Annotated in this window: 18 protein-coding genes, 1 tRNA gene and 1 pseudogene; 5 read left to right on the top strand and 15 right to left on the bottom strand. The window is 70.0% G+C overall.

Annotated features, from left to right (window positions below; translation table 11 throughout):
• Positions 1-145: 145 nt before the first annotated feature.
• The 5 genes from thrB to argS form a co-directional block, all read right to left on the bottom strand.
• Positions 146-1,036: a homoserine kinase gene (gene thrB / locus FKO37_RS12705; protein ID WP_167754044.1), complete on the bottom strand. Its 891-nt coding sequence runs from the start codon at positions 1,034-1,036 to the stop codon at positions 146-148.
• Complete coding sequence (gene thrC / locus FKO37_RS12700; protein WP_238604469.1) at positions 1,033-2,088, bottom strand: threonine synthase; 1,056 nt, start codon at positions 2,086-2,088, stop codon at positions 1,033-1,035. Before thrC ends, thrB begins: the two co-directional genes overlap by 4 nt.
• 82 nt (positions 2,089-2,170) lie before the next feature.
• A complete protein-coding gene (locus tag FKO37_RS12695) occupies positions 2,171-3,496 on the bottom strand; it encodes a homoserine dehydrogenase (protein ID WP_275293018.1) in 1,326 nt (441 codons plus the stop codon).
• A 12-nt stretch (positions 3,497-3,508) separates the two neighbouring features.
• Positions 3,509-4,939 (bottom strand): diaminopimelate decarboxylase, encoded by a 1,431-nt coding sequence (lysA, locus tag FKO37_RS12690; RefSeq protein ID WP_134667318.1) that lies wholly within the window; start codon positions 4,937-4,939, stop codon positions 3,509-3,511.
• Between the two features lie 3 nt (positions 4,940-4,942).
• Positions 4,943-6,607: an arginine--tRNA ligase gene (gene argS / locus FKO37_RS12685; RefSeq protein WP_043832076.1), complete on the bottom strand. Its 1,665-nt coding sequence runs from the start codon at positions 6,605-6,607 to the stop codon at positions 4,943-4,945.
• 203 nt (positions 6,608-6,810) lie between these two features.
• On the opposite strand from argS, the gene FKO37_RS12680 reads away from it, so the two are divergent.
• Both FKO37_RS12680 and FKO37_RS12675 read left to right on the top strand, forming a co-directional pair.
• Positions 6,811-7,650, top strand: a complete 840-nt coding sequence (locus tag FKO37_RS12680) for a DUF3105 domain-containing protein (protein WP_037817394.1) — start codon at positions 6,811-6,813, stop codon at positions 7,648-7,650.
• 128 nt (positions 7,651-7,778) lie between these two features.
• Entirely contained in the window at positions 7,779-8,429 is a 651-nt protein-coding gene (locus FKO37_RS12675; protein ID WP_238608256.1) for a DUF305 domain-containing protein, read from the top strand.
• A gap of 45 nt (positions 8,430-8,474) precedes the next feature.
• Here the strand turns inward: FKO37_RS12675 and FKO37_RS12670 are convergent, their stop codons facing one another.
• From FKO37_RS12670 to FKO37_RS12660, 3 genes are all read right to left on the bottom strand, one after another.
• Positions 8,475-9,071 (bottom strand): flavin reductase family protein, encoded by a 597-nt coding sequence (locus FKO37_RS12670; RefSeq protein ID WP_037817393.1) that lies wholly within the window; start codon positions 9,069-9,071, stop codon positions 8,475-8,477.
• Positions 9,072-9,081: 10 nt separating this feature from the next.
• Positions 9,082-10,002 (bottom strand): cation diffusion facilitator family transporter, encoded by a 921-nt coding sequence (locus tag FKO37_RS12665; protein ID WP_037817392.1) that lies wholly within the window; start codon positions 10,000-10,002, stop codon positions 9,082-9,084.
• 134 nt (positions 10,003-10,136) lie between these two features.
• Positions 10,137-11,258 carry an epoxide hydrolase family protein gene (locus FKO37_RS12660; protein WP_238604468.1) on the bottom strand — a complete coding sequence of 374 codons (1,122 nt, stop codon included), beginning with the start codon at positions 11,256-11,258 and terminating at the stop codon, positions 10,137-10,139.
• 105 nt (positions 11,259-11,363) lie between these two features.
• Here FKO37_RS12660 and FKO37_RS12655 point away from each other — a divergent pair.
• A tRNA-Arg gene (locus FKO37_RS12655) sits at positions 11,364-11,439 on the top strand.
• A 703-nt stretch (positions 11,440-12,142) separates the two neighbouring features.
• On the opposite strand, the pseudogene FKO37_RS47745 reads toward FKO37_RS12655, so the two are convergent.
• The 7 genes and pseudogenes from FKO37_RS47745 to FKO37_RS12620 all read right to left on the bottom strand — a co-directional run.
• A pseudogene (locus tag FKO37_RS47745) lies at positions 12,143-12,757 on the bottom strand (recombinase family protein); the annotation flags it as partial.
• 696 nt (positions 12,758-13,453) lie between these two features.
• Positions 13,454-14,041 (bottom strand): hypothetical protein, encoded by a 588-nt coding sequence (locus FKO37_RS12645; protein WP_037364589.1) that lies wholly within the window; start codon positions 14,039-14,041, stop codon positions 13,454-13,456.
• Positions 14,042-14,227: 186 nt separating this feature from the next.
• On the bottom strand, positions 14,228-15,595 hold the full coding sequence (locus tag FKO37_RS12640) for a site-specific DNA-methyltransferase (protein WP_037364587.1): 1,368 nt from the start codon (positions 15,593-15,595) through the stop codon (positions 14,228-14,230).
• Positions 15,592-16,635: a site-specific DNA-methyltransferase gene (locus tag FKO37_RS12635; RefSeq protein WP_051166188.1), complete on the bottom strand. Its 1,044-nt coding sequence runs from the start codon at positions 16,633-16,635 to the stop codon at positions 15,592-15,594. The genes FKO37_RS12640 and FKO37_RS12635 overlap by 4 nt, the downstream gene beginning before the upstream one ends.
• Positions 16,632-17,867, bottom strand: a complete 1,236-nt coding sequence (locus FKO37_RS12630; protein ID WP_051166187.1) for a site-specific DNA-methyltransferase — start codon at positions 17,865-17,867, stop codon at positions 16,632-16,634. Before FKO37_RS12630 ends, FKO37_RS12635 begins: the two co-directional genes overlap by 4 nt.
• Positions 17,868-17,978: 111 nt before the next feature.
• Complete coding sequence (locus tag FKO37_RS12625; protein WP_037364584.1) at positions 17,979-18,896, bottom strand: DNA methyltransferase; 918 nt, start codon at positions 18,894-18,896, stop codon at positions 17,979-17,981.
• On the bottom strand, positions 18,889-19,872 hold the full coding sequence (locus tag FKO37_RS12620) for a hypothetical protein (RefSeq protein ID WP_143271441.1): 984 nt from the start codon (positions 19,870-19,872) through the stop codon (positions 18,889-18,891). Before FKO37_RS12620 ends, FKO37_RS12625 begins: the two co-directional genes overlap by 8 nt.
• Positions 19,873-20,404: 532 nt before the next feature.
• On the opposite strand from FKO37_RS12620, the gene FKO37_RS12615 reads away from it, so the two are divergent.
• Both FKO37_RS12615 and FKO37_RS12610 read left to right on the top strand, forming a co-directional pair.
• The gene (locus tag FKO37_RS12615) at positions 20,405-21,427 is read left to right on the top strand and encodes a hypothetical protein (protein ID WP_037364578.1); all 1,023 of its coding nucleotides are present in this window, start codon (positions 20,405-20,407) and stop codon (positions 21,425-21,427) included.
• 161 nt (positions 21,428-21,588) lie between these two features.
• Entirely contained in the window at positions 21,589-21,918 is a 330-nt protein-coding gene (locus FKO37_RS12610) for a pilin (protein ID WP_238604466.1), read from the top strand.
• Position 21,919: the final 1 nt, after the last annotated feature.

Raw genomic sequence — 21,919 nt, 5'->3', positions numbered from 1 at the left:
AGCCGCCGCTAGGGGCGAACAGGCCCGGCATCGGGTGCGGAAACGCACGGTGATCGAACGCCCCCGAGGGTAGACCGCGCCCTGTCCGGGTGCAACAACCACCCCCCGCGTGGCGCACGCTGCCGTCCAGCCTGTGACCAGGTCGTCACCTGGCCACAACCTGCACGCCATCGCGGTCCACGGGCAATTCGGCGACGTCGAAGCCTGTAACGTCCACGCCCGCCGGGAGTATTCCCGTCAGCGTGAGAGCGAGCACAGTGGGGCCGGCGCCGGAAATGGTCGCGGGAACGCCTTGCGCACGCAGCGTGCGCACCAATTCCGTGCTCGCCGGGTACGCCTCGGCGCGGTAATCCTGGTGCAGGCGGTCCTCGGTGGCGGCCAGCAGCAGTTCGGGCCGTTCGGTGACGGCCAGCACCGCGAGCGCCGCCCGTCCCGCGCTGTGCGCCGCGTCGGCGTGCGGCACCTGCGCCGGCAGCAGCCCGCGCGTCGTGTTGGTGGACGACTTCTCCCCCGGCACCGCGACTACCGGCCGGATCGCCGCGTTCGGCTCCACGCGTTCGGCACGGAACCGGCCGTCCTCCGCCCACGCCACCACGAGCCCGCCGAACAGGCTCGCCGCCGCGTTGTCCGCGTGGCCCTCGAACTCCGCCGCGAGCTGGAGCGCGTCGGCGTCGAGCGGACGCTCCGCCAGCGCGTAGCCCAGCGCCACGCCGGTCACCACCGCGGCGGCCGACGACCCGAGGCCGCGCGCGTGCGGAATGCTGTTGTGGCAACGAAGATGCAGGCCGGGCGGCCGCACGTCGAGGTGTTCGCAGGCTCGCCGCAGCGCGCGGACCACCAGATGGGATTCGTCGGTCGGCACGTCCTCGACGCCGCCCGCTCCCGCGTCGAGCACCTCGATCTTCAAGCCGCCCTCGGTGACCTGCAGGTCGACCACGTCGTAGCGGGCGAGCGCGAGGCCGAGCGCGTCGAATCCCGGGCCGAGGTTCGCCGTCGACGCCGGGACCGTCGCGCGGAACGCGGGCAGCGCCGTCATCGCAGGTCCAGCGCCGCCGCGACGGCCGTCGGGTCGACCGCGAGCGGTTCCACCTCGACGTTGCCCTCCAACGCCGTCGCCGGGTCCTTCAGGCCGTGCCCGGTGACCGTGCAGACGACCTTCGAGCCCTTCGGCAGCCGTCCGTCCGCCGCGGTGGCCAGCAGGCCCGCCACGCTCGTCGCGGACGCCGGCTCCACGAAAACGCCCTCGCGACGGGCCAGCAGCCGGTACGCCTCAAGGATCTTCTCGTCGGTGATCGCGTCGAAGAGCCCGTTCGATTCGGCGCGCGCGTGCACCGCGCCGTCCCACGAAGCCGGGCTGCCGATGCGGATCGCGGTCGCGATGGTGTCCGGGTCGGCGACCGGTTCGCCGTGTACCAGCGGCGCGGCGCCGGCGGCCTGGAAACCGAACATCCGCGGGGTGTTCTTGACCACACCGTCCGCCGCGTACTCCGAATAGCCCTTCCAGTACGCGGTGATGTTGCCCGCGTTGCCGACCGGGAGGCAGTGCACGTCCGGGGCCTCGCCGAGCACGTCGCAGATCTCGAACGCGGCGGTCTTCTGCCCCGCGATGCGCACCGGGTTGACCGAGTTGACCAGCGTGACCGGGTAGTCCGCCGCGGTCTTGCGGGCGAGTTCGAGGCAGTCGTCGAAGTTGCCGTCGACCTGGAGGATCCGCGCGCCGTGCAGCACCGCCTGGGCGAGCTTGCCCATCGCGATCTTGCCCTGCGGCACCAGCACCGCACAGGTGAGCCCGGCCCGCGCGGCGTACGCGGCGGCCGACGCGGAGGTGTTGCCGGTGGACGCGCAGATCACCGCTTTGAGGCCGCTCGCCAGCGCGTGCGTGATCGCCACGGTCATCCCGCGGTCCTTGAACGAGCCGGTCGGGTTCGCGCCCTCGACCTTCAGGTACACCTCGGAGCCGGTCAGCTCCGACAGGTGCGCGGCGGGCAGCAGCGGCGTGTTTCCTTCGCCGAGCGTGACCACGCGCGCTCCGTCTGGGACCGGAATCCGGTCGCGGTACGCCTCAATGATTCCCGGCCAACCACTCACGCTGCCGCCTCGATTCGGAGTTTCACCATGCTCATCGGCGAGGCGGAAGCATGAATATCCATGATTCGCTTGCAAGCTGCGCTCATGCGTCTTCGCCTTCCACCCGCATCACGCTGACAACCTCGTGCACCACATCGAGTTTCGCGATTTCGTCCACAGTGGACTGCAAAGCCGCGTCGGGTGCGAGATGAGTGACCACGACGAGGCTCGCCGTGTCGTTCGCGTCGCGCTGGCGCACCGCGGCGATGCTCACGCCGTGCGCGGCGAACGCTTGCGCCACCTGGGCGAGCACGCCCGCGCGGTCCGCGACGTCGAGGCTCACGTGGTAGCGCGTCGGCGTCTGGCCCATCGGCCGCACCGGCAGCGCGGCGTGCGCCGATTCGCGCGGGCCCCGGCCGCCGTGCACCTGGTTGCGCGCCACCGCGACAAGGTCGCCGAGCACCGCGCTGGCGGTCGGCGCGCCGCCGGCGCCCTGGCCGTAGAACATCAGCTCGCCGGCCGCGTCCGCCTCGACGTAGACCGCGTTGAACGCGCCGCCGACGCCGGCCAGCTGGTGGCTCCGCGGAATCATCACCGGATGCACGCGGGCGGACACCGATTCCGTGCCGTCGTCCGCGGTCACGCGTTCGCAGATCGCCAGCAGCTTCACCGTGCGGCCGAGCGTGCGCGCGGCGGCCAGATCGGAGGCCGTGACGTCCGCGATGCCTTCGCGGTGCACGTCTTTCGCGGTGACCCGCGAGTGGAACGCCAGCGAGGCGAGGATCGCGGCCTTCGACGCGGCGTCGTAGCCGTCGACGTCCGCCGTCGGGTCCGCTTCCGCGTAACCGAGCCGGCTCGCCTCGTCGAGCGTTTCGGCGTAACCCGCGCCGGTGGCGTCCATCGCGGAGAGGATGTAGTTGGTGGTGCCGTTGACGATCCCCATCACGCGGGTGATCCGGTCGCCTGCCAGCGATTCGCGCAGCGGGCGCAACAGCGGGATGGCCCCGGCGACGGCGGCCTCGAAGTAGAGGTCCGCACCGCTGGCGTCGGCCGCCTCGAACAGCTCGGCCGAACACTCGGCGAGCAGCGCCTTGTTGGCGGTGACCACGGATTTGCCCGCGTTCAGCGCGGTGAGCAGCCAGCTGCGCACCGGGTCGATCCCGCCGACCAGCTCGACCACGACGTCGACGTCGTCGCGGGCCACGAGCGCCGCGGCGTCGTCAGTCAGCAGTTCGGCGGGCAGTTCCGGGTGCTTGTCCGGACGCCGCACCGCGATGCCGACCAGTTCCACCGGCGCGCCCGCGCGGGCCGCCAGCTCGCCGGCCTGTTCGGTGAGCAGCCGGGCGACCTCGCTGCCGACCGTGCCGCAGCCGAGCATCGCTACCCGGATGGGTGACCGATCCGTGGGAGACAGGCCTTTCGGAGACACAGTGGACACTTCTCAAACCTCCAGGCGCAGCATGTCGTCCGTCGTCTCCCTGCGCAGCAGCAGCCGGGCGGCGCCGTTGCGCACGGCGACCACCGCGGGCCGCGGCAGCCGGTTGTAACCACTGGCCATCGCGTAGCAGTAGGCGCCGGTCGCCGCGACGGCCAGCAGGTCGCCGGGAGCCAGCGTGTCTGGCAGCCAGCAGTCTCGGACGACGATGTCGCCGGACTCACAGTGTTTTCCCACCACGCGAGACAACGCAGGGGTCACCGGCTCGTTTCCGTCGGAGGCGGAGCGCGAAACCACCCGGCAGTCGTACACCGCGTCGTAGAGCGCCGTGCGGATGTTGTCGCTCATCCCGCCGTCGACGCTGACGTACCGGCGGGCGGTCTCGTCGCCGAGCGCGACGTCCTTGATCGTGCCCACCTCGTACAGGGTGAACGTGCCCGGACCGGCGATCGCGCGGCCGGGTTCGCCCGCGATGCGCGGCACCGGAAGCTCCGCGTACGCGCATTCCTTGCGGACGATCTCGCGGATCTGCGTGATCATCTGCGAGGGCGGCGGCGGGTTGTCCTTTTCGGTGTAGGCGATGCCGAAACCGCCGCCGAGGTCGACGACGTTCATCTGCTCGAGCAGGTCCCGGCCGTGTTCCTTGGCCAGGTCCGCGAGCAGCCCGACGACGCGGCGCGCGGCGACCTCGAAACCGTCGGCGTCGAAGATCTGCGAACCGATGTGGCTGTGCAGGCCGACCAGCTTGAGCGACGGCGCGTTCAGCACCCGGCGGACCGCCTCGGCGGCATCGCCGGAAGCCAGCGAGAACCCGAACTTCTGGTCCTCGTGCGCGGTCGCGATGAATTCGTGGGTGTGCGCCTCGACGCCGACCGTCACCCGGACGAGCACCTTCTGCTCGATCCCGTGCGCGGCGGCGATTTCGGCGAGCCGGGCGATCTCGTAGTACGAGTCGACCACGACGGTGCCGACGCCTGCCTCGACCGCCGCGTCCAGTTCGGCGACCGATTTGTTGTTGCCGTGGAACGTGATCCGCTCCACGGGGAAGTTCGCGCGCTGCGCGACGGCCAGTTCGCCGCCGCTGCAGACGTCGAGGCTCAGTCCCTGTTCGGCCACCCACCGGGCGACCTCGACGGACAGGAACGCCTTCGACGCGTAGTGCACGAGCGCCGGGTCGTCGAACGCCTCGGCGTAGTCGGCGCAGCGGGACTTGAAGTCCGCCTCGTCGACCACGAACAGCGGCGTGCCGTAGGTCTGCGCGAGGTCGCGCACGTCGACGCCGGCGATCCGGACGACGCCGTCCGCGGCGCGGTAAACGTTGCGCGGCCACACTTTCGCGGGCAGCTGGTCGAGTTCGCCCGCACTCGCGGGCGGGAACCCGGAGGCGTCGGCATGGGGGTAGACGTCGGCGTGGCGGGGGCCCGCGGGGTGCGCCATGGTTTACATCCGTTCCGGAGCGGAGACACCGAGCAGCGACAAGCCGTTCGCCAGGACCTGGCGCGCGGCTTCGCACAGAGCGAGCCGGGCGTACGTGAGGGGAGTGGCCTCCTCGTCGCCCTGCGGGAGGACCCGGCCCACGGTGTAGAACTTGTGGTACGCGCCGGCCAGTTCCTCGAGGTAGCGGGCCACGCGATGCGGTTCGCGCATCTCCGCCGCCCGGCGCACCACGGCGGGGAATTCGCCGATGGTGCGGATCAGGTCGCCTTCAGCAGGCAGGGTGAGCAGTCCGAAATCGACGTCCTCGCCGGACTCGCCGACCTTCAGGCCGAGGTCCGCCGCGCCGCGCCGCAGCGACGACAGCCGGGCGTGCGCGTACTGCACGTAGTAGACCGGGTTGTCGTTGGAGTGCTTGCGCAGCAAGTCCAAATCGATGTCCAAAGAGGAATCGACGGAGTAGCGGATCAGCTCGTAGCGGGCCGGGTCGACGCCGACCGCCTCCACGAGGTCCTCGAGCGTGATCACGGTGCCCGCGCGCTTGGACATCCGCACCGGCTTGCCGTCGCTGACCAGGTTCACCATCTGGCCGATCAGCACCTCGACCGTCGCCGGGTCGTCGCCGAACGCCGCCGCGGCGGCCTTGAGCCGGGCGATGTAGCCGTGGTGGTCCGCGCCGAGCATGTAGATGCACAGGTCGGCGCCGCGGTTGCGCTTGTCCTTGAAGTAGGCGAGGTCGCCCGCGATGTACGCCGGGTTGCCGTCCTTCTTGAGGACGACCCGGTCCTTGTCGTCGCCGTACTCGCTGGAGCGGAGCCACCAGGCGCCGTCGGCGAGGTAGAGGTTGCCGGAGTCCTTGAGCTCCTGCACGGCCGCGTCGACCGCACCGGACTCGTGCAGCGAGTTCTCGTGGAAGTAGACGTCGAAATCGGTGCCGAACTCGTGCAGGCTCTGCTTGATCTGGCTGAACATCAGGTCGATGCCGATGCGCCGGAACGTTTCGTTCCGCTCGTCCTCGGGCAGGCTCAGCGCGCTCGGTTCGGCCTTGAGCACCTCGGCCGCGATGTCGCTGATGTAGCCGCCCGCGTAGCCGTCCTCCGGCGCGGGCTCGCCCTTGGCGGCGGCGATCAGCGAACGCACGAAACGGTCGATCTGCGCGCCGGCGTCGTTGAAGTAGTACTCGCGGATCACGTCCGCGCCCTGCGCGTCCAGCACCCGGCCCAGCGCGTCGCCGACCGCGGCCCAGCGCGTCCCGCCGAGGTGGATCGGGCCGGTCGGGTTCGCGGAGACGAACTCCAGGTTGATCCGGCGCCCGGCCAGCGCGTCGCCGCGGCCGTACTCCGCGCCCGCGGCCAGCACCTGGCGCACGACCTCGCCCTGTGCGTCCGCGGCGAGCCGGAAGTTCAGGAAGCCAGGTCCGGCGACCTCGGCCGCGGCCACGCCGTCCGCCCCCGCGACGACCTCCGCGAGCGCGTCGGCGAACTCGCGCGGCTTCAGTCCCGCCTTCTTGGCCACCTGCAGCGCGAGGTTGGTCGCGTAGTCTCCGTGGTCCGGGTTGCGCGGGCGTTCGATGGTCACGGTCTCCGGCAGCACGGCGGCGTCGACGCCGCGTGCGGCGAGGACCTGCTCGGCGGAGCTGCGGACCAGATCGGCGAGAGCGGCGGGAGTCACTCGCCGAATTCTAGGTGCGCTCGCGCCGCGCGCCTCCGGCGGTACAGGCTGGCGAGACGGCGGGCACACCGGAGGCGGATGTTCCGCTCGCCGGGGCGCCTCGCGGGCGTTCACGGTGATCGAACGCCCGGTCTCTACACTGGGCTACCGGCAGGGTTCCGTCCGGCTCCCTCCCCCGCTCTCACGAGGAGATCTCGGCAATCATGGCCAACGGGACCACCAAGAAGAAGGGCTCGGGCGCGTCCGCGGTGAAGGCGGCGAAGAACCGCTCGGTCGTCGCGGGCAAGCGCACGCCCTGGGGCACCATCATCGGCGTCGTCGTGGTGGTCGCCCTGCTGGCCGGCGTCATCGTCTACTACCTGCAGGCCTCCGCGCCCAAGCGCGACCAGGCCGCCCGGGACGAGGCGGCCGCCTCCTTCGCGCCGACCGCGAGCAATCCGGACCCGTCGAAGAAGATCCCCGGCGTCGTCATCAAGCAATACACCGGATCGGTGCACATCCTGCCCACCGAACGGGTGGCCTACGACCAGAGCCCGCCGTTCGGCGGCCCGCACGACGGCTACTGGGCCACCTGCACCGGCGTCGTGTACCCGGAAGCGGTGCGCAACGAGAACATGGTGCACTCGCTCGAGCACGGCACGGTGTGGATCGCCTACAACCCGGACAAGGTGAAGGGCGACCAGATCCCGCTGCTGGAGGCGCGGGTCAAGGGCAAGCCGTACATGATGATGTCGCCGTACCCGGGCCTGGACAAGCCGATCTCGCTGCAGTCGTGGGGCCACCAGCTGAAGCTGGACAGCGCCGACGACCCGCGCATCGACCAGTTCATCGCCGCGCTGCGGACCAACCCGAACGGCGTGTACCCGGAGATCGGCGCCTCGTGCGACGCGCTCGGCAAGGGCATGTTCGACCCGAGCAACCCGCCGAAGTTCGACCCGAGCAAGCCGGGCAAGGACGCGAAGCCGATGGACTACAAGGGCAGCACCGGAGCCCAGACCGAGCAGCAGCCGGGCATGCCGGGGACGCCGCCGGCCGGGCAGTGACCGTGGGCTCCGAAAACCACGCGGACCAGGCCGAGACGGGCGGCGTCGAAACCGCCCGTTCCGCCTCCCCCTCCGCCGACTTCGCCGAGGAGTCCGCTCCGGCGGCACGGACGGGCTGGTCGCGGTGGGTGGTCATCGGCGGGACGCTGATCGCGGTGCTGCTGGTCGGGGCCGCAATCGGGGTCTTCGCGACGCGGCTCACCGACGGCAGCGACGCGGTGCCCGCGACGCCGGGCGCGGGTTCGGTTGAGGTCGGGTTCGCCCAGGACATGTCGGTGCACCACCTGCAGGCGGTCACCATGGCCGGCTGGGCGCGCGACCACTCGACCGACCCGGAGATCCGCCAGCTCGCGTTCGACATCGAGCGCACGCAGACCGAGCAGGTCGGGCGCATGAAGGGCTGGCTCATGCTGTGGGACCAGCCCGAACAGGCGACCGGCGCGTACATGACGTGGATGACCGAGCCGATGGGCCACGCGGGCATGCAGATGCCGACCAGCAGCCCGGCCGGCGGCGCGCCGATGCCGGGCATGGCCACCGACGCGGACCTCGCGAAACTGCGGTCGCTGTCCGGCCGCGCGCTGGACGTCGAGTTCCTGCAGCTGATGCTGCGGCATCACCAGGGCGGCGTCGCGATGGCCGAGTACGCGCAGGACCACACGTCCAACGACGCGGTGAAGGCGTTGTGCCGCAGCATGCTGGTGTCGCAGGGCGCGGAAATGGACCAGATGAAGCTCATGCTGAAGGGGCGGGGAGCGCAGCCGCTGCCTTTTTCCTGACCTCCGCTCGTGAGCGCCTGTCGCGGTTCTGACCGGGACGGGCGCTCACGAGTTTTTGTAGGTGGGCCGCGCCAGTTCCTTGATGTCGCCCAGCGTTCCCCATTCGTCGCGCCCCAGCCGGGACAGCGGCCGCAGGCGCTCGATCAGCGGGTGGTCGCCGTCGAGGACGTCCTCGTTGACCGCCAGGTGCACGACCCGGCCGAACACCACCGTCGAGCGGCCGAAACCGACCGTGCTGTGCAGTTCGCATTCGAACGCCACCGGTGATTCCGCGACCCGCGGCGGACGGACCTTGAGGCTCGGCTCGCGGGTCAGCCCTGCCTCGTCGAATTCGCTCAGCTCCGGCGGGAAATCCGCGCCGGTGGCGTTGATCTGCTCGAACAGCGGCTCGGGCGCGAGGTTGACCACGAACTGGCGGGTCGCCTCGACGTTGCGCAGGGTGTCTTTCCGGCCGACCGAGGTGAACTGCAGGACCGCGGGCGCGGCCGAGGCGACGGTGAAGAACGAATGCGGCGCGAGGTTGTCCACTCCGTCGCGGGAAACGCTCGACACCCAGGCGATCGGCCGCGGCACGACGGTCGCGGTCATCAGGTGGTAGAAGGCGTTCGGGGCCAGCTGTGCGGGGTCGAAGTCCTTGCGCATAGCCCCCGGTCTACCAGGACAGCTCCGTGCACCGGCGGGCGCATTGCGGTCCCTCGACTTGCAGCGTCGCGTGTTTGATCTCGTAGCGGACCGAGAGCAGGTCCTGCGCCTTGGTGAGCACAGTGGACTGTTCGGCGTCGGCCTTCACCGTCAGGTGCGCCGACGCGACCTCCATGCCCGAGGTCAGCGTCCACACGTGCAGGTCGTGCACGTCCGCGACACCCGGCAGCGCGGCGAGTTCGGTGCTGATCTCGCCGACGTCCACGCCGGCCGGCGCGTGCTGGAACAGGATCCGCAGCGCGCGGCGGGCAAGCGTCCAGGTGCGCGGCAGCACGAACAGGCCGATCGCGACACCGATGATCGGGTCGGCGTAACGCCAGCCGGTGGTGAGCGTGATCGCGCCGCTGAGCAGCACGCCGACCGAGCCGATGAGGTCAGCCAGCACCTCGAGGTACGCGCCGCGGACGTTCAGGCTCTCCTTCGCGCCCGAGCGCAGCACCAGGAACGACACGATGTTGGCGACCAGACCCGCGGCCGCGGCGAGCAGCACCGGCAGGCCAGGCACCTCCGGCGGGTCGGTGATCCGGCCAATCGCCTCCACGGCCACATACCCGGCGACACCGAACAACAGGACGGCATTCGCCAGCGCGGCAAGGACTTCCGCCCGGTACATGCCGAACGTGCGGCTGGGCGTCGGCCCGCTGCGCCGGGCGAGCACGATCGCGGCGAGCGCCATTCCGACGCCGAGAACGTCGGTGAACATGTGCGCGGCGTCGGAGATCAGCGCGAGGGAACCGGTGGCGAAGCCGACCGCGAACTCCAGCACCATGAACCCGGCACCGACCGCGAGAGCGATCAGCAGCGCGCGGACGTAGCGGCCGGACGCGCTCGCCGGAGCGGCGGTGTGCCCGTGGCCGTGCCCGTGTCCCATCGCTCGCCTCCCAAGTTTCGGTGTCGAGAGGAATATATAGTGACATGCGCATATGTGCAATACAGGGTAGCCTAACTTCACCCTAACGCCTGGTGACGCGTTTCCCCCAGCCCTGTTCCGCGAGGTGGGAAAGATCAGCGCACGAGCCGGAAGAACCCGCGGATCTGCTCGACGAGCGACGCCGGTTGTTCCATCGCGGCGAAATGCCCGCCACGCGGCAGCCGCTCGAACCAGCGCAAATCGGTGTACTTGAGCTCCGCCTGCCGCCGCGACGGGCGGATGATGTCGCGCGGGTAGACGGAGATGCCAGACGGCGCCGTGACGAGATCGCCGAAGCTGCGGTAGCTCTCCCAGTAGAGCCGCGCGGACGACGTCGCCGACGCGGTGAACCAGTACGCCGAGATCGCGTCGAGAAGCTGCTGCCGGGTGACCGCGTCCTCCGGGTGACCGTTGTTGTCGGTCCAGGCCCAGAACTTCTCGGCGATCCAGGCCGCCTGCCCGGCCGGCGAGTCGGTCAGTCCGTAGCCCAGCGTCTGCGGTCGCGTGCCCTGCTGCCCCGAATACCCCTGGCCGGTGCGCCGGAACTCGGCCGCCGCCTGCGCCCCTTCGCGTTCCTCGTCGGTCTCGTCCGCGAACTCGCCTCGCGGCGCGGCCGCCATGTTGACGTGCACCCCCGCGAGCCGCTCCCGCGCCACCTCGCCGAGCGCCCCCGAGACCGCCGAACCCCAGTCGCCGCCCTGCGCGCCATAGCGGTCGTAGCCGAGCGAGACCATCAGCTGATCCCAAGCGGTCGCGATTTTCCGCACGCCCCAACCGGTTTCGCTCGGCTTGTCACTCCAGCCGTACCCCGGCAACGAAGGCGCGACGACATGAAACGCGTCCGCCGGATCGCCACCGTGCGCCCGCGGGTCGGTCAGCGGGCCGAGAATGTCGAGGAATTCGAGCACCGACCCCGGCCAGCCGTGCGTGATCACCAGCGGAAACGCGTCCGGCTCCGGCGAACGGAGGTGCACGAAGTGAATCCCGAGACCGTCGACCTCCTGACGGAACTGCGGGAAGACGTTGAGCCGGTCGGCGAACCCGAAGTCGTAGTCCTCGGCCCAGCTGCGACAGAGCTCCTTGGCATAGCCGAGCGGCACTCCCTGCGCCCAGTCGCCGACGGTCTCCGCCTCCGGCCACCTCGTGCGCCGCAACCGCGCCCGCACGTCCTCGATGTCCTGCTCAGCCACCCTGACCTGGAACGGCTCGGCGCCCACCGCCGCCTCCCTCCGCGTCGACGATCCGACGCTACCGCGTTAAGCCCCCTCCTGTGCACAGCCGGAAAGGGGCATGCGCTAGGCTCTGTCCAGTCGCGCAAGCGAGCCCTCGTAGCTCAGGGGATAGAGCACTGCCCTCCGGAGGCAGGTGTCGCAGGTTCGAATCCTGCCGAGGGCACCACAAGGATGGGAACGGGAGAGATGTCAGACATGACATCCTCCTCTTTCTCGTGTTTACGCTGGTCAATGCGCTTGCTGCGGTCAAACGGTAAGATGACGGCACCGCGAGCAGCCTGCCGCACCGCTGAGACTGCGGGTCCTACGAGCGTGGCTGTGCACTTGATCTGGTTGGCGCGCTTCTGGTAGCGCACCTCAAGCCGGAGGGCTTCGAAGAGTCGCCGTGCGACGTCCTCGGGCAACTCCTCGACCCGAACCTCGCCCACGGGCAGAGCGTCAAGCAGGTCAGGGTTGACCGCCTGCTGATTCTCCTCCTCGATCTGGGCGAGCTGGACTTCGAGCTGAGATTTGCGTTCGTGAAGCTCACTGCGCTCGTCGTTGATCTCGCCGACAAGTTCCTTGGTCGGCTTTTCGAACAGCGCGAAACTGCGGACGACGTTCTTGATCATGCGAACGGTGTCGTTGATCTCGCGGCGCAGTGCGTCGATGCGCTGCTCTCGTTCCCGCTGCGCGGCAGCGCCGAGTTCGCGAGCGGCATCCCCCAGCAGGCTGCGGCGGTAGGTGCCGAAGATGTGGGCGGACAGGAACTCGTTGAGCTTGTCGACGATGGCGTCTTCGCGGATCCAGAAGCTTCCCGCGGCGGGGTGCCCCTCGGGGACGTACCCCTTCTTCGGGGCGCAGACGTAGTAGGCGTGGCCTCGGCGGGTCTTGCCGTTCATGCGGCGGCCGCAGTCGCCGCAGAACAGGTAGGTGCGCAGCAGGTAGCTGCGCTTGGTCTGGGGATGTTTGACGTTGGTGTTGTTGCCGGTGCTGCGGGAGCCGAAGCGGTGGCCGCTGACGTCCTGGGCTTGCAGCCAGTCCTCCAGGGTGACGAGAGCTTCGTGGACGGGTTTCGTGGTCCAGATCCATTCCCCGATGGGGTTGGCGCGGTTTCCTCGGGACTTGCGTCCGCTGCGGTTCCACACCATGTGCCCGGTGTACTTGGGATTGGTGAGGATGTCGCGCACGTTCGAGTAGGTCCAGCGGCCGACGGCACGTTTCGGGTCGACGGGGACGGGCGGCGGGTAGCTGGAGGGGTCGAGGTTGAGGCGGTCCGCGATGGCTTGGTAGCCGAGCCGTTCGGTGATTCGCCAGTGGTATGCCTTGCGCACCGCGGGCGCCTGGGCTGGGTCGACGTCGAGGAAGGTTTTCTTGGCGCCCTTGGCGCGCTTGGCGGGAACCGGGTGCGGTACGTGACGCGCACGGTAGCCGTAGCAGGCTTTGCCGATGTTGTACCCGGCTTCGGTGTGGGTAGCGTAGCCGTCCCAGGACTTCTCCAGCATGTCTACGACGTAAAACTCGGAGATGCTCTGCTTGACCCGCCGGGTCAACAGTTGCGTGGCAGTCTTGGGTTTTCGACCGTCCACTGTGGTCAGTTGAAAGGGCTCGTCTGCGGCAAGCAGGCGCACTCCGGCGCGCTCCAAGCGATGTTCGATGGTGGTGCCGTAGTACATGTGCCGGGCGGTGCGCTCGATCGACTCGCAGATGACATAGTCGAACCGCCGATCAGGCCGTTCGGCCTCGGCGAGCAGATCCTGGATACCCCCGTCACGCGGGATCGGGATGTCGAACTGTTCGTGCGCGCGGCCGCTTCCACGAGCGTCGAGATCCATGCGCCCGGACTCGACGTCGTAGAAATGCGCGACGATGAGGCCGCCTTCGGGAAGCGAGCGTTGCGACGACCCCAACTGGCGCGGCAAGGAGAGGGTCGGGTCCTGCATGTCCCGTGTGGACACACGGCCCAGCCATGCGAAGCGAAGAACCGTCGGCTGCGAGGAGGTGCACATCGGTTCGCAGCCCGCCGCTTTGCCGTAACGACTCCGTACGGGTCCTACGCTGCGTTGTCCAGCCCACCGACGGACCTGTTCCGGGCCTGCCATTCCGTCACCTCCCACAACACTCGTGCTTGTTCCGCGGCCAGCCGCTGAGCCTCGATTCCTTCCACAGCCCGGATTTCCGCGACCAGTTCCGGTGGTTCGTCAGGAGCCAGACGTCCGGTGGCGTCGTCGCGGCGCTCGTATTCCCCGGCCAACGTCCACACCCCCTTGTCCGCCCATATACGGGTTTTCGATCGTGAAATAGCCGGAGCCCTGGACGCGGCGGCGAATCAGCGCGGTGAGCGCACGCGCCTGCGGCAGCATCTCCAAGACCGGGTCCCAGGGCTCGGTCGCGTAAATGATCGGGACACAGTGCTGCGCGGCGAGGCGTTCGCGAGCCAGAATCTCGAACGGATCGCGCGACAGCCGCTCCGCCTTCTCGCAGACGATCAGGTCGTAGCCCGGTTCCGGAGTGGACAAAGTCGCAGCCAGCTCGCGCCACCCGCCCTCGCGTCGGGGCAGTCCCGCATCGTGCAGCATCACCGGGTCGACGTCGGCGGGCAGGTCGTAGAAGCAGTGGGTGATCACCACGCGAGGACGAAACGTCTGCTCGCACAACTGGTACTGCTGACGCAGGAGGCGCAGGGCGATCGTGTCGGTCCTGTTCTTGCGTCCGTAGAACGCCGCCCTGATCGGCTCGGACACGGCGCCGATCCCCTCGGTGGCCGTAGTCGCTGCTGGGGCGGACATGGGAATCGTGCCTCCTGGTCTCCTCGTCCCGCGCCACGCGCAAGCGCCTGTCGCTCAGCGCAAACCAGCTGGCCAGAGGGTCCAGCTGGGATGCTGCGGGCCTGGGATCGTAGCGTCGATCGGCGAAAAGCGGAGGCCCCGGACGAGTGGGCCTCGCCTGTCGTCCACGTCACACCGGCACGGGTGTCACGCTGCGCGCGGAGCCGGTTCCGTGGCCGGGTGGGTGCCGCGGGCTCGTGCTTGCTGGCGGGGGTCGTGGACGCGCCAGGCGGCGAGGCGGCAGTAGTCGCGGCTGGCATCCAGCGAGATGGCTCGCCGGCCGTGCACGGCGGCGGCTAACGCGGTGGTTCCGGTGCCGCCAAAGGGATCGAGCACCACACCGGGAACGCCGGCCGCGTTCGTGTCGGCGCAATCGCAGGCGTCGGCGAACTCGGTGGCGCGCGACAGCAGGAATTCGCGGGCGTAGCCGCCCAGTGCGGCGCGTGCCTCGGCGACGAGCTGCCCACCGGGGTGCTCGTGCCCGCCCGGACGGCCCTGGGTGTCGACGGCGCGGGGCGTGTCGTTGAGTCCCGCGGCTCGCAGCGCGGACAGGTGGGCCTCGGTCAGGCCGTGCTCGCGCACCAGTTCCAGCGCCCGCCGCGTCTGGGGCCGGGAGGTGTCCAGGCCGTAAGCGATCGGGACTCGGCGGCGGCCGTGCCCGCACGCAGTACAGACGCGTCGTGGTGACCACCCGAGGACGAGTCGCCGAGGCCATTCCACCGGAAACGACGCATGGTGCGCGATCCCGAGGTGCGGGGGCACCCGCAGGGGTTGCGGTGCGATCTCCCAGACCGATCCGGGCAGGCGGCCGTGCGGGTGCGACATCTGGCGTCGTTTCAGGGTCTGCTGTTTTGCGCCCGGGTAGTACCGACCGTCGCGTGCCGCGCGGCCAGGATGGGATCGGTGCGGTGCCACACGAACGAGACTCGGCGCGGAATGCAGAAGTCTGATGGTGTCGATAGCGCTGTAGTAGCGCGGGTTGAGCGTGAGGTGGAACCAGGTTTCGTGGCTGCGGCGGACCCGGTCGCGCACGGCCTCGGGCAGTCCGTGTGGTTTGGACCAGATGATCTCGGCGCGCAAGATCAACCCGAGTTCGTCGACGCAGCGCAGGGCGTAGCGCCAGGGCAAGCCGATCAGCGACTTCGCCGGAACACTGCGGCTGTGTGGGTCGCCGCCGTCCGGGACCTGCCCGGCACCGCGGGTTCCGTTCAGGGAGCGGCCTTTGCCGTTGTTGTAGCTGGAGTACTTGTCACCGAGGTTGACGAAGATTGACCCGGACGGTTGGAGGACGCGGATCATCTCGCGGGTACAGGCGATCAGGTTCTCGAGATAGGCACCCGGGGTGTCTTCGGCACCGAGCTGTCCGCGGTAGACGGCGTCGCCATCGCGGTAGGTCCGCAGCCCGAAGTAGGGCGGGCTGGTGACCACCAGATCGACACTGGCGTCCGGGACCGGAAGGGCGCGGGCGTCGCCGTGGATGATTTCCGGTTGAACAAAGGCGGTGTCGTCGGTCATTGCGGCCGTCCTGTGTCCGGGTCGACTGCGGTGATGCGTCGGAGTGCGAGCTCGTGGTAGGCGGGGTTGGTGTCGATGCCGGTGAAACGTCGGCCGAGTTCGCGGGCGGCGACGGCGGTGGTGCCGCTGCCGCTGAACGGGTCGAGGACGTGACCGCCGGGCGGGCATCCCGCCGCGATGCAGCGCCGCGGGATCTCGGCCGGCGACGGAGCGGGATGCCCGATACGGGTGCGGTCCGGCGGGATGGTCCACACGTTGCCGGGGTTGCGACCACGCTGTCCGTCGGCGGGTGTGCGGGGCCAGGTTCCGCGGGCGGTGTTCGGTTTGGTGCCCCGGTGGTGGGCGCGCCGGGACAGAGCCCGGTCGCCGGTGTAGGGCTGCCGGATCGCATCGAGGTCGAAGTAGTAGTCCGGCTGCGTGACGAACAGGAAGAGCATCTCGTGCCGAGTCGCGAGACGGTCGGAGATCGATGTGGGCGTGGCGTGGGGCTTGTGCCAGACGATCGCCGACCGCAAGATCCACCCGTCGTTCTGCAGAGCGAAGGCCAGCCGCCATGGCATGCCGAGCAGATTCTTGTGCGGCACGTCCGCTCGCGGCCGGTAGTGCGATTGCCCTGTATGCCCAGGGGTCGTGCACCAATAGCCGTCGGAATTGGTGGAGTAGCTGTCACCAAGATTGACCCACACGGTGGCCCGCGGAGTCAGCACCCGCCGGGCCGCGGCGAACACTGCGCGCACGGTCTCGACGTAGTCGTCCGCAGTTGGTTCCAGCCCGATCTGCGGATGCTCACGCCGCGCCCCGCAATCCCGGCACCTCTGCTGCACTGAACCCCGGCTGCCGAGGCCTGCGGACCGGTGTCGGCAGCCGGGCCGGCCACCGGTCCAAGTGTCGGGTGCGTAGTCGCGCAGCCGCCAGTAGGGCGGGCTGGTGACCAGACAGTCGATCGAATCCTCGGGCAGGTTCTGGATTCCGGCTTCGGCGTCGGCGGTCACCAGCGTGACGGCGTCGTCCTCAGGGGAGCGTGCGGCGAAGGTGGTCATGCCGCCCTCCCGGTGTTCTGTGCGGTGAGACCAAGGCGGCGCAGGCCGATCTCGTGGAACTCCGGGTTGAGGTCGATGCCGACGTAGGAGCGGCCGAGCTGGCGTGCGGCCAGTCCGGTGGTGGCGGCACCGCTGAACGGGTCGAGCACTACACCGCCGGCTGGGCATCCGGCCGCGATGCAGCGCAGTGGGATGTCGACCGGGAACGCGGCGAAGTGCGCCTCCCGCAACGGGCGGGTGGTGATCGACCAGACGTCACCCGGATTCTTGCCCCGAGCATGCGCGGCGGTGTGCCGCGCGCCGGTCGGGCGCATCGCGTCCCCGTGCGCTTTCGCGGAAAACGGCTCGGTATCCCGGTATTTGCCGTACACGCTGTGTCCGCGGCGGCGCGCGGTCGCGCCGATCCCGCTGTGGCGGCCCTTGTTCGCGCCGCCGATCACACTGCCCGACGTGAGGGCTTCCGGGCATGCGAGCGGTTCGCGGATCGGGTCGAGGTCGAAGAAATACTTCTGCTGTTTGGTCAACAGGAACAGCATCTCGTACCGGTTCGACAACCGGTCACGCACGGATTCGGGCATGGCATTGGGTTTGTGCCACACGATCGCATTGCGCAGAATCCAGCCGTCAGCCTGCAGCGCGAACGCCACCCGCCACGGCATCCCGACCAGGTTCTTCCGCGGCAGCGACCGCGTGCGCGCCACCCCGGCCCGGCGCACCGACTCCCGCAGCGGCGCCGCCGCGCTGCGACCGGACAGGGTGCTCGCCCGCATCGCGTCCCCGGTGCGGCCGGGCGGTTCGGCGGAGTACGAGTCGCCCAGATTCAGCCACACCGTGCCGGTGTCGGACAGGACCCGGCGCAGCTGCCTGAAGACCTGCCGCAGCCGGTCGACGTAGTCCTGCGGGGTCGCCTCCAGGCCGTGCTGGTCGTCCTCGCGACGGGCACCGCACCGGCGGCAGCGCTGCGGCTCGCCGCCGCGATGCGCCGCCGACGCGGGATAGGCGAGACCGGGGTGTTTGGACTGGGGAATGTTGCCGCCGCGTCCGGACCCGGCAAGGTGCGCGCAACCGGGATCGCCGCCGACCCAGGTTCCGGTCCCGTAGTCGCGCAGCCCCCAGTACGGCGGACTGGTGACCACGCAGTCCACCGATTTCTCCGCCAGGCCGGCGAGGGTCGCGGTGGCGTCGCCGGTGCAGAACGTGACGGTGTCATCGCGGTAGTGGACGGTGTCCATGAGATTCGCTCCTTCGGCACGTTGGGTTGAAATCGCGAGCCGCAGTACGTCGGATCGCGTCGCTGCGCCACAGGCGGGTTGCCGGCGGGTGCTGGGCGACGCGGCGCGCACTCAGGCGGCGGCCGAATCGGGCCGTGTTCCGCGCCCGTGGCCGCGTGGTGGGGGCGCGGGCAGCGCGGGGAGGGACTGGTTCAGGGCCGGATCGGCGGCGTCGGGATCGGCCCGGAGCACCAGCGCGGTGTGGTGCGCGGGCAGCGCGACCGGATGCCCGAGAACGCGTTCCGCTCGGGCGGCGGCTCGTCGCTGGGCCAGCGACGCGCGGGTGTACGTGCGGCCTCGTCGCACTGCGGCGGTCAACGCCACGCACCGCGCGACCGGCGCCAGCCCGGCCGCGCCGGCGACCGCCGCGATCCGGCCGGGCACGTCGAGCAGGTCGTGCCGCACGGGGTGGCGCTGCGGGGCGCTGGTGACGACCACGTGCCCGCCCGGACGCAGCAGCGGCCGGTATTGCGCAAGCAGTCCGTGCAACCTCTCCAGTGCACCATCGATGTCGCCGACCGGACCGGGTCGCAGGGTTGTCAGGAGGAGAGCGATCCGTCCGGTCAACCCGGCCGTGGCTGCGGCGGCGGCCGTTCCGGGGCGTCGGTCGAGGACGAGGACCATCCCGTCTACGAACACGCCCCGCGCCTTCGTGGCGGTCACGTTGGCGCGCGCCAGGCGCCACCACCGGCGCTGCCCGGTCAACCCGATCGCGTGCCGCCCGGTCCGGAGCGCTTCGACGATCGTGGTGCCCGCGCCGCAGTCGGGATCGAGCACGACATCGCCGGGCCGGGTCAGCGCCGCGACGGCGTAGCGGGCGATCGCCGGGGCCATCAGGCCGGGGTCGGCACCGGTGGCGTCGTGGTAGCCGCCCTCGGTCAGCTGGGCCGTCAAGCTGTCAGTCCCCGTCGGCCACACCGACGCCACAATCGGGCCTTCGGACCGCTCCCCCGACGCGCGGGGGAGCTGCCTGTCGGCGCTCTTAGACATCCGAGGTCTCCTTCCCCTCGATGCCACGGTCGTCCGTCGCGTCCGGCGACAGCCGCCCGAGCAGAACGAGGTCGTGGTGCACCGAGCGCAGCGGCGGCGCTGCGGCGTCGGCCGCGCGCGGCGAGAAGTCCGGCACGGAGTCCTCGGCGCACATCCGGTCGGGGCGGTCCGGCAGGTTCGGCACAGGCGTGGCGAGCACGGCGATGTGATCGTGACACCGCAATCCGCGACTACCCAGTGTGTTCAGCAAGGTCGCTAGCGGATCACGCAGCTGGCCATCGCGGGAATCACTGTGCGTGACGACAGCAACGAGGCCGCGCGGGGTGAGCAGGGCGTCCCAGTCGGCGCGCGCGAGCCAGTCGGTGGCGCGCGGGTCGAGCGAGGTGATGATCAGGTCGAAACCGCCGCGCGGTCGGTCTCCGTCGCGACGCGGAGGGCGTGGGGAGTCTGGGTGCGGGTCGGCCAGCGGGTGCAGATCGAGCCGACCGAGTCGGGGTCGCGACCCCGACTCAACTCCGGAACGGCGGGGCGAGTCGGTGTGCTCGCCCGGGCAGTCGGGGGCGAGTACCGCTGTCGCAGTGTCGGTGCTGCGTCCGAGCCGGGCGACGGTCCAGACCGCCTCGGCGAGACCGGCGTAGGGGGCGGCGTCGCGGGCACCGCCGACCGCGTGCCGAAGGGTGCGTGGGGACGGTGGCGGGGTGAGGAGAAGGACGCGGTCGCCGGGGCGGGTGTAGGTCGTGACGAGGGTGACGATCGTGCGTCCGAGCCAGCCGGGAAGCAGCGCGGTGCCGGGCAGCATCTCCGCGTCGGCGAACGGCCAGAAGGCCGCCGGACGTGGCCGGCGGGCAGCCGCGACAGCGGGCAGGCGCTCCGGTGCGCGGTGCCGTCCGTGACGGGTACGCGCCGCGCTCGCCGTGCGGTGATGCGGCGTGTGATGGCGGCGGCTTCCGGGCTCAGGGTGCGGTGTTGGAGTCATCGGCGGCCTTCCTCGCAGTGTGATCGGCGCGGTCTGCCAAGTCACCCCAAGAGGCGGGTTTTGAGGCCGCTTTTCGACACCGCACTTCCAGGTTTTTGACAAACTCCCGAAGCTCTGAACCGCACGCAGCGAGAAGAGAGTCCGAATACGTCGACACTCCCGGACGTTCGGAACTATTCGGGTCCAACACAGTGCGGGGTCGATCTGCTGTCGAACCATCCCGACTTGAGCCAAGAAGAATTTCCGATCCGAATCAAAGTCGCCCGACCGAGTCGTCGTGCACCCTCCTCTACGAACAGTCGCTTGCCTACTAAGGATCGCTTAAACGCCAGCTCGCCAGCTACTAAGACGATCGAGGACGCCGCCAGGGTGCGCCGCCAGCAAGAGGTCTTCGAGTCCTTCGAGGCTTCGGTTTTAGTAGCCGAATTTGCCTGCCAACAAGATCATCCTTGTTCTTTTCTTGCCCCTTTCTTGTCGCCGCCCTGGCGTCCTGACGGAGCTGATTCACCAACTCCAGTCAGGAGCGCATCAAATGACGAACGACGAGACTGCTTCTGCGCTTATCCGCCCTGATCGCGGGGGACACGAATGGTTGCCATTGGACACCGCGCGCGACGCCTTCGGGTGGCTGGTCACCGGGCCGAAGCCGATGGCCGTGCAGGGGGCCCGGTTCGCCGGGTTGCCGCGGCGCCCGGTGCCGCTGGACGAACTGCGGGACCGGGTGATGAGCAAGCAGTGCCCGCCCCGCACGCGCGACGACGTGTGGGCGCACCTGGTGCTGCGTTCCCGCACGCACGGGGGTGCCTGGACGGTGGCGTGCGTCGGGATGGCGCTGCCGTCGCTGGCCGCGAGCGCGCGATGGCTGGCGGCGCGGTATCGCGGCGATCGCGCGGACGCCCACGCGGCGGTGCTCGCCGGGTTTGTCCACGCGCTGTCGACCGTCGATCTGGCCGACCCGGCCATCGCGGTCCGGCTGCACTTCGCCGCCCGCCGCGCCGGGCAGGAAGCATTGGAGGAGTCGCTCGACGCTCCGATGCCGGCGGGCTCGGGCTACCGCTCCGCGGCACCGCGCCCGCCGTACGGACATCCCGACTTGGTGCTCGCGCGGGCGGTCGGCGAGCAGATTCTCACCCCCGCCGAAGCGGAACTGATCTCGGCGACACGGCTCGGCGACACCTCGGTGACCGACTGGGCGCACCGTCATGGCGCTGCGCTGAAGACCGCGTTCAAGGCCCGTGATCGAGCCGAAGACCGACTCGTCGCGTGGCTGCGCGATCAGGTCGCCGGCGCTGGCCCCGAAGACCCTGTCGCCGACGCAGCTGTCGCCGCTCTCGTCGTCGATCCACCGGACGCTCCCGCCGAGGAAAACCCAGGTGTGTCACGTGCTGTGAGCGGTCGTCTGCGCAACGGCCGACCGGCTTCTTCCAGGAAATCGTCACGGGCGGTGTCGAAAAACGACCCGAAATCCGGCCTCTTGGGGCGCGGGGAGACCTCACCCGGCTCTCCGCGTACCGCCGAGCACGAGCCGACTTCGGAGGTGCGCCGATGCGCGTGACACCCCATCCCCAGACTCAGCACACCCCCGCGCCGTCGTGCTTCCTCGCGTCGAGCACGACCGACCGGAAACGATCCCGCCCCGGCGTCGTCAGCCACTCGCGGCCGACGGCACACACGGATACCACACGCACCTGTCATCGGATCTCTCGGTCGCGGCCAGTGCGCCACGCGGCGATCTACGCGGTACTCGGCGCGGTCCTGCTCAGCTCGCTCGCCGCGGATGCGGCGCAGGCTTCCACACAGGTGCTCGCGATCGCGAGCAGCGTCGGGCAGGTCTTCGACAACATCCGCAACTGGCTCATCGGCATCCTCGCTGGGCTGGCGACGGTGTTCCTCACCATCGGCGGCGTCCGGTACCTGATGGCCGGGGGCGACCCCGGCGAAGTCGAGAAGGCCAAGCAGTCGTTCAAGTCGGCGGGCTGGGGCTACGGGTTGGCTGCGCTGGCACCGCTAGTGGTGGAAACCCTGCGCGGGATTGTCGGGGCCTGAG

This window comes from Amycolatopsis sp. Poz14, assembly GCF_006704225.1.
GTDB classification, from domain to species: domain Bacteria; phylum Actinomycetota; class Actinomycetes; order Mycobacteriales; family Pseudonocardiaceae; genus Amycolatopsis; species Amycolatopsis nivea.
The sequence above is the reverse complement of the archived record's forward strand: the minus strand, read 5'-3'. Positions and strand labels throughout refer to the sequence as shown.

Coding starts and splice junctions, on each gene's coding strand:
- FKO37_RS12620 (WP_143271441.1), bottom strand. CDS start 19,872: ATGACTCCAACACCGCACCCTGAGCCCGGAAGCCGCCGCCATCACACG.
- FKO37_RS12635 (WP_051166188.1), bottom strand. CDS start 16,635: ATGACCACCTTCGCCGCACGCTCCCCTGAGGACGACGCCGTCACGCTG.
- FKO37_RS12615 (WP_037364578.1), top strand. CDS start 20,405: ATGACGAACGACGAGACTGCTTCTGCGCTTATCCGCCCTGATCGCGGG.
- FKO37_RS12630 (WP_051166187.1), bottom strand. CDS start 17,867: ATGGACACCGTCCACTACCGCGATGACACCGTCACGTTCTGCACCGGC.
- FKO37_RS12625 (WP_037364584.1), bottom strand. CDS start 18,896: ATGTCTAAGAGCGCCGACAGGCAGCTCCCCCGCGCGTCGGGGGAGCGG.
- FKO37_RS12670 (WP_037817393.1), bottom strand. CDS start 9,071: ATGCGCAAGGACTTCGACCCCGCACAGCTGGCCCCGAACGCCTTCTAC.
- FKO37_RS12640 (WP_037364587.1), bottom strand. CDS start 15,595: ATGACCGACGACACCGCCTTTGTTCAACCGGAAATCATCCACGGCGAC.
- FKO37_RS12645 (WP_037364589.1), bottom strand. CDS start 14,041: ATGTCCGCCCCAGCAGCGACTACGGCCACCGAGGGGATCGGCGCCGTG.
- lysA (WP_134667318.1), bottom strand. CDS start 4,939: ATGGCGCACCCCGCGGGCCCCCGCCACGCCGACGTCTACCCCCATGCC.
- FKO37_RS12665 (WP_037817392.1), bottom strand. CDS start 10,002: ATGGGACACGGGCACGGCCACGGGCACACCGCCGCTCCGGCGAGCGCG.
- FKO37_RS12680 (WP_037817394.1), top strand. CDS start 6,811: ATGGCCAACGGGACCACCAAGAAGAAGGGCTCGGGCGCGTCCGCGGTG.
- thrB (WP_167754044.1), bottom strand. CDS start 1,036: ATGACGGCGCTGCCCGCGTTCCGCGCGACGGTCCCGGCGTCGACGGCG.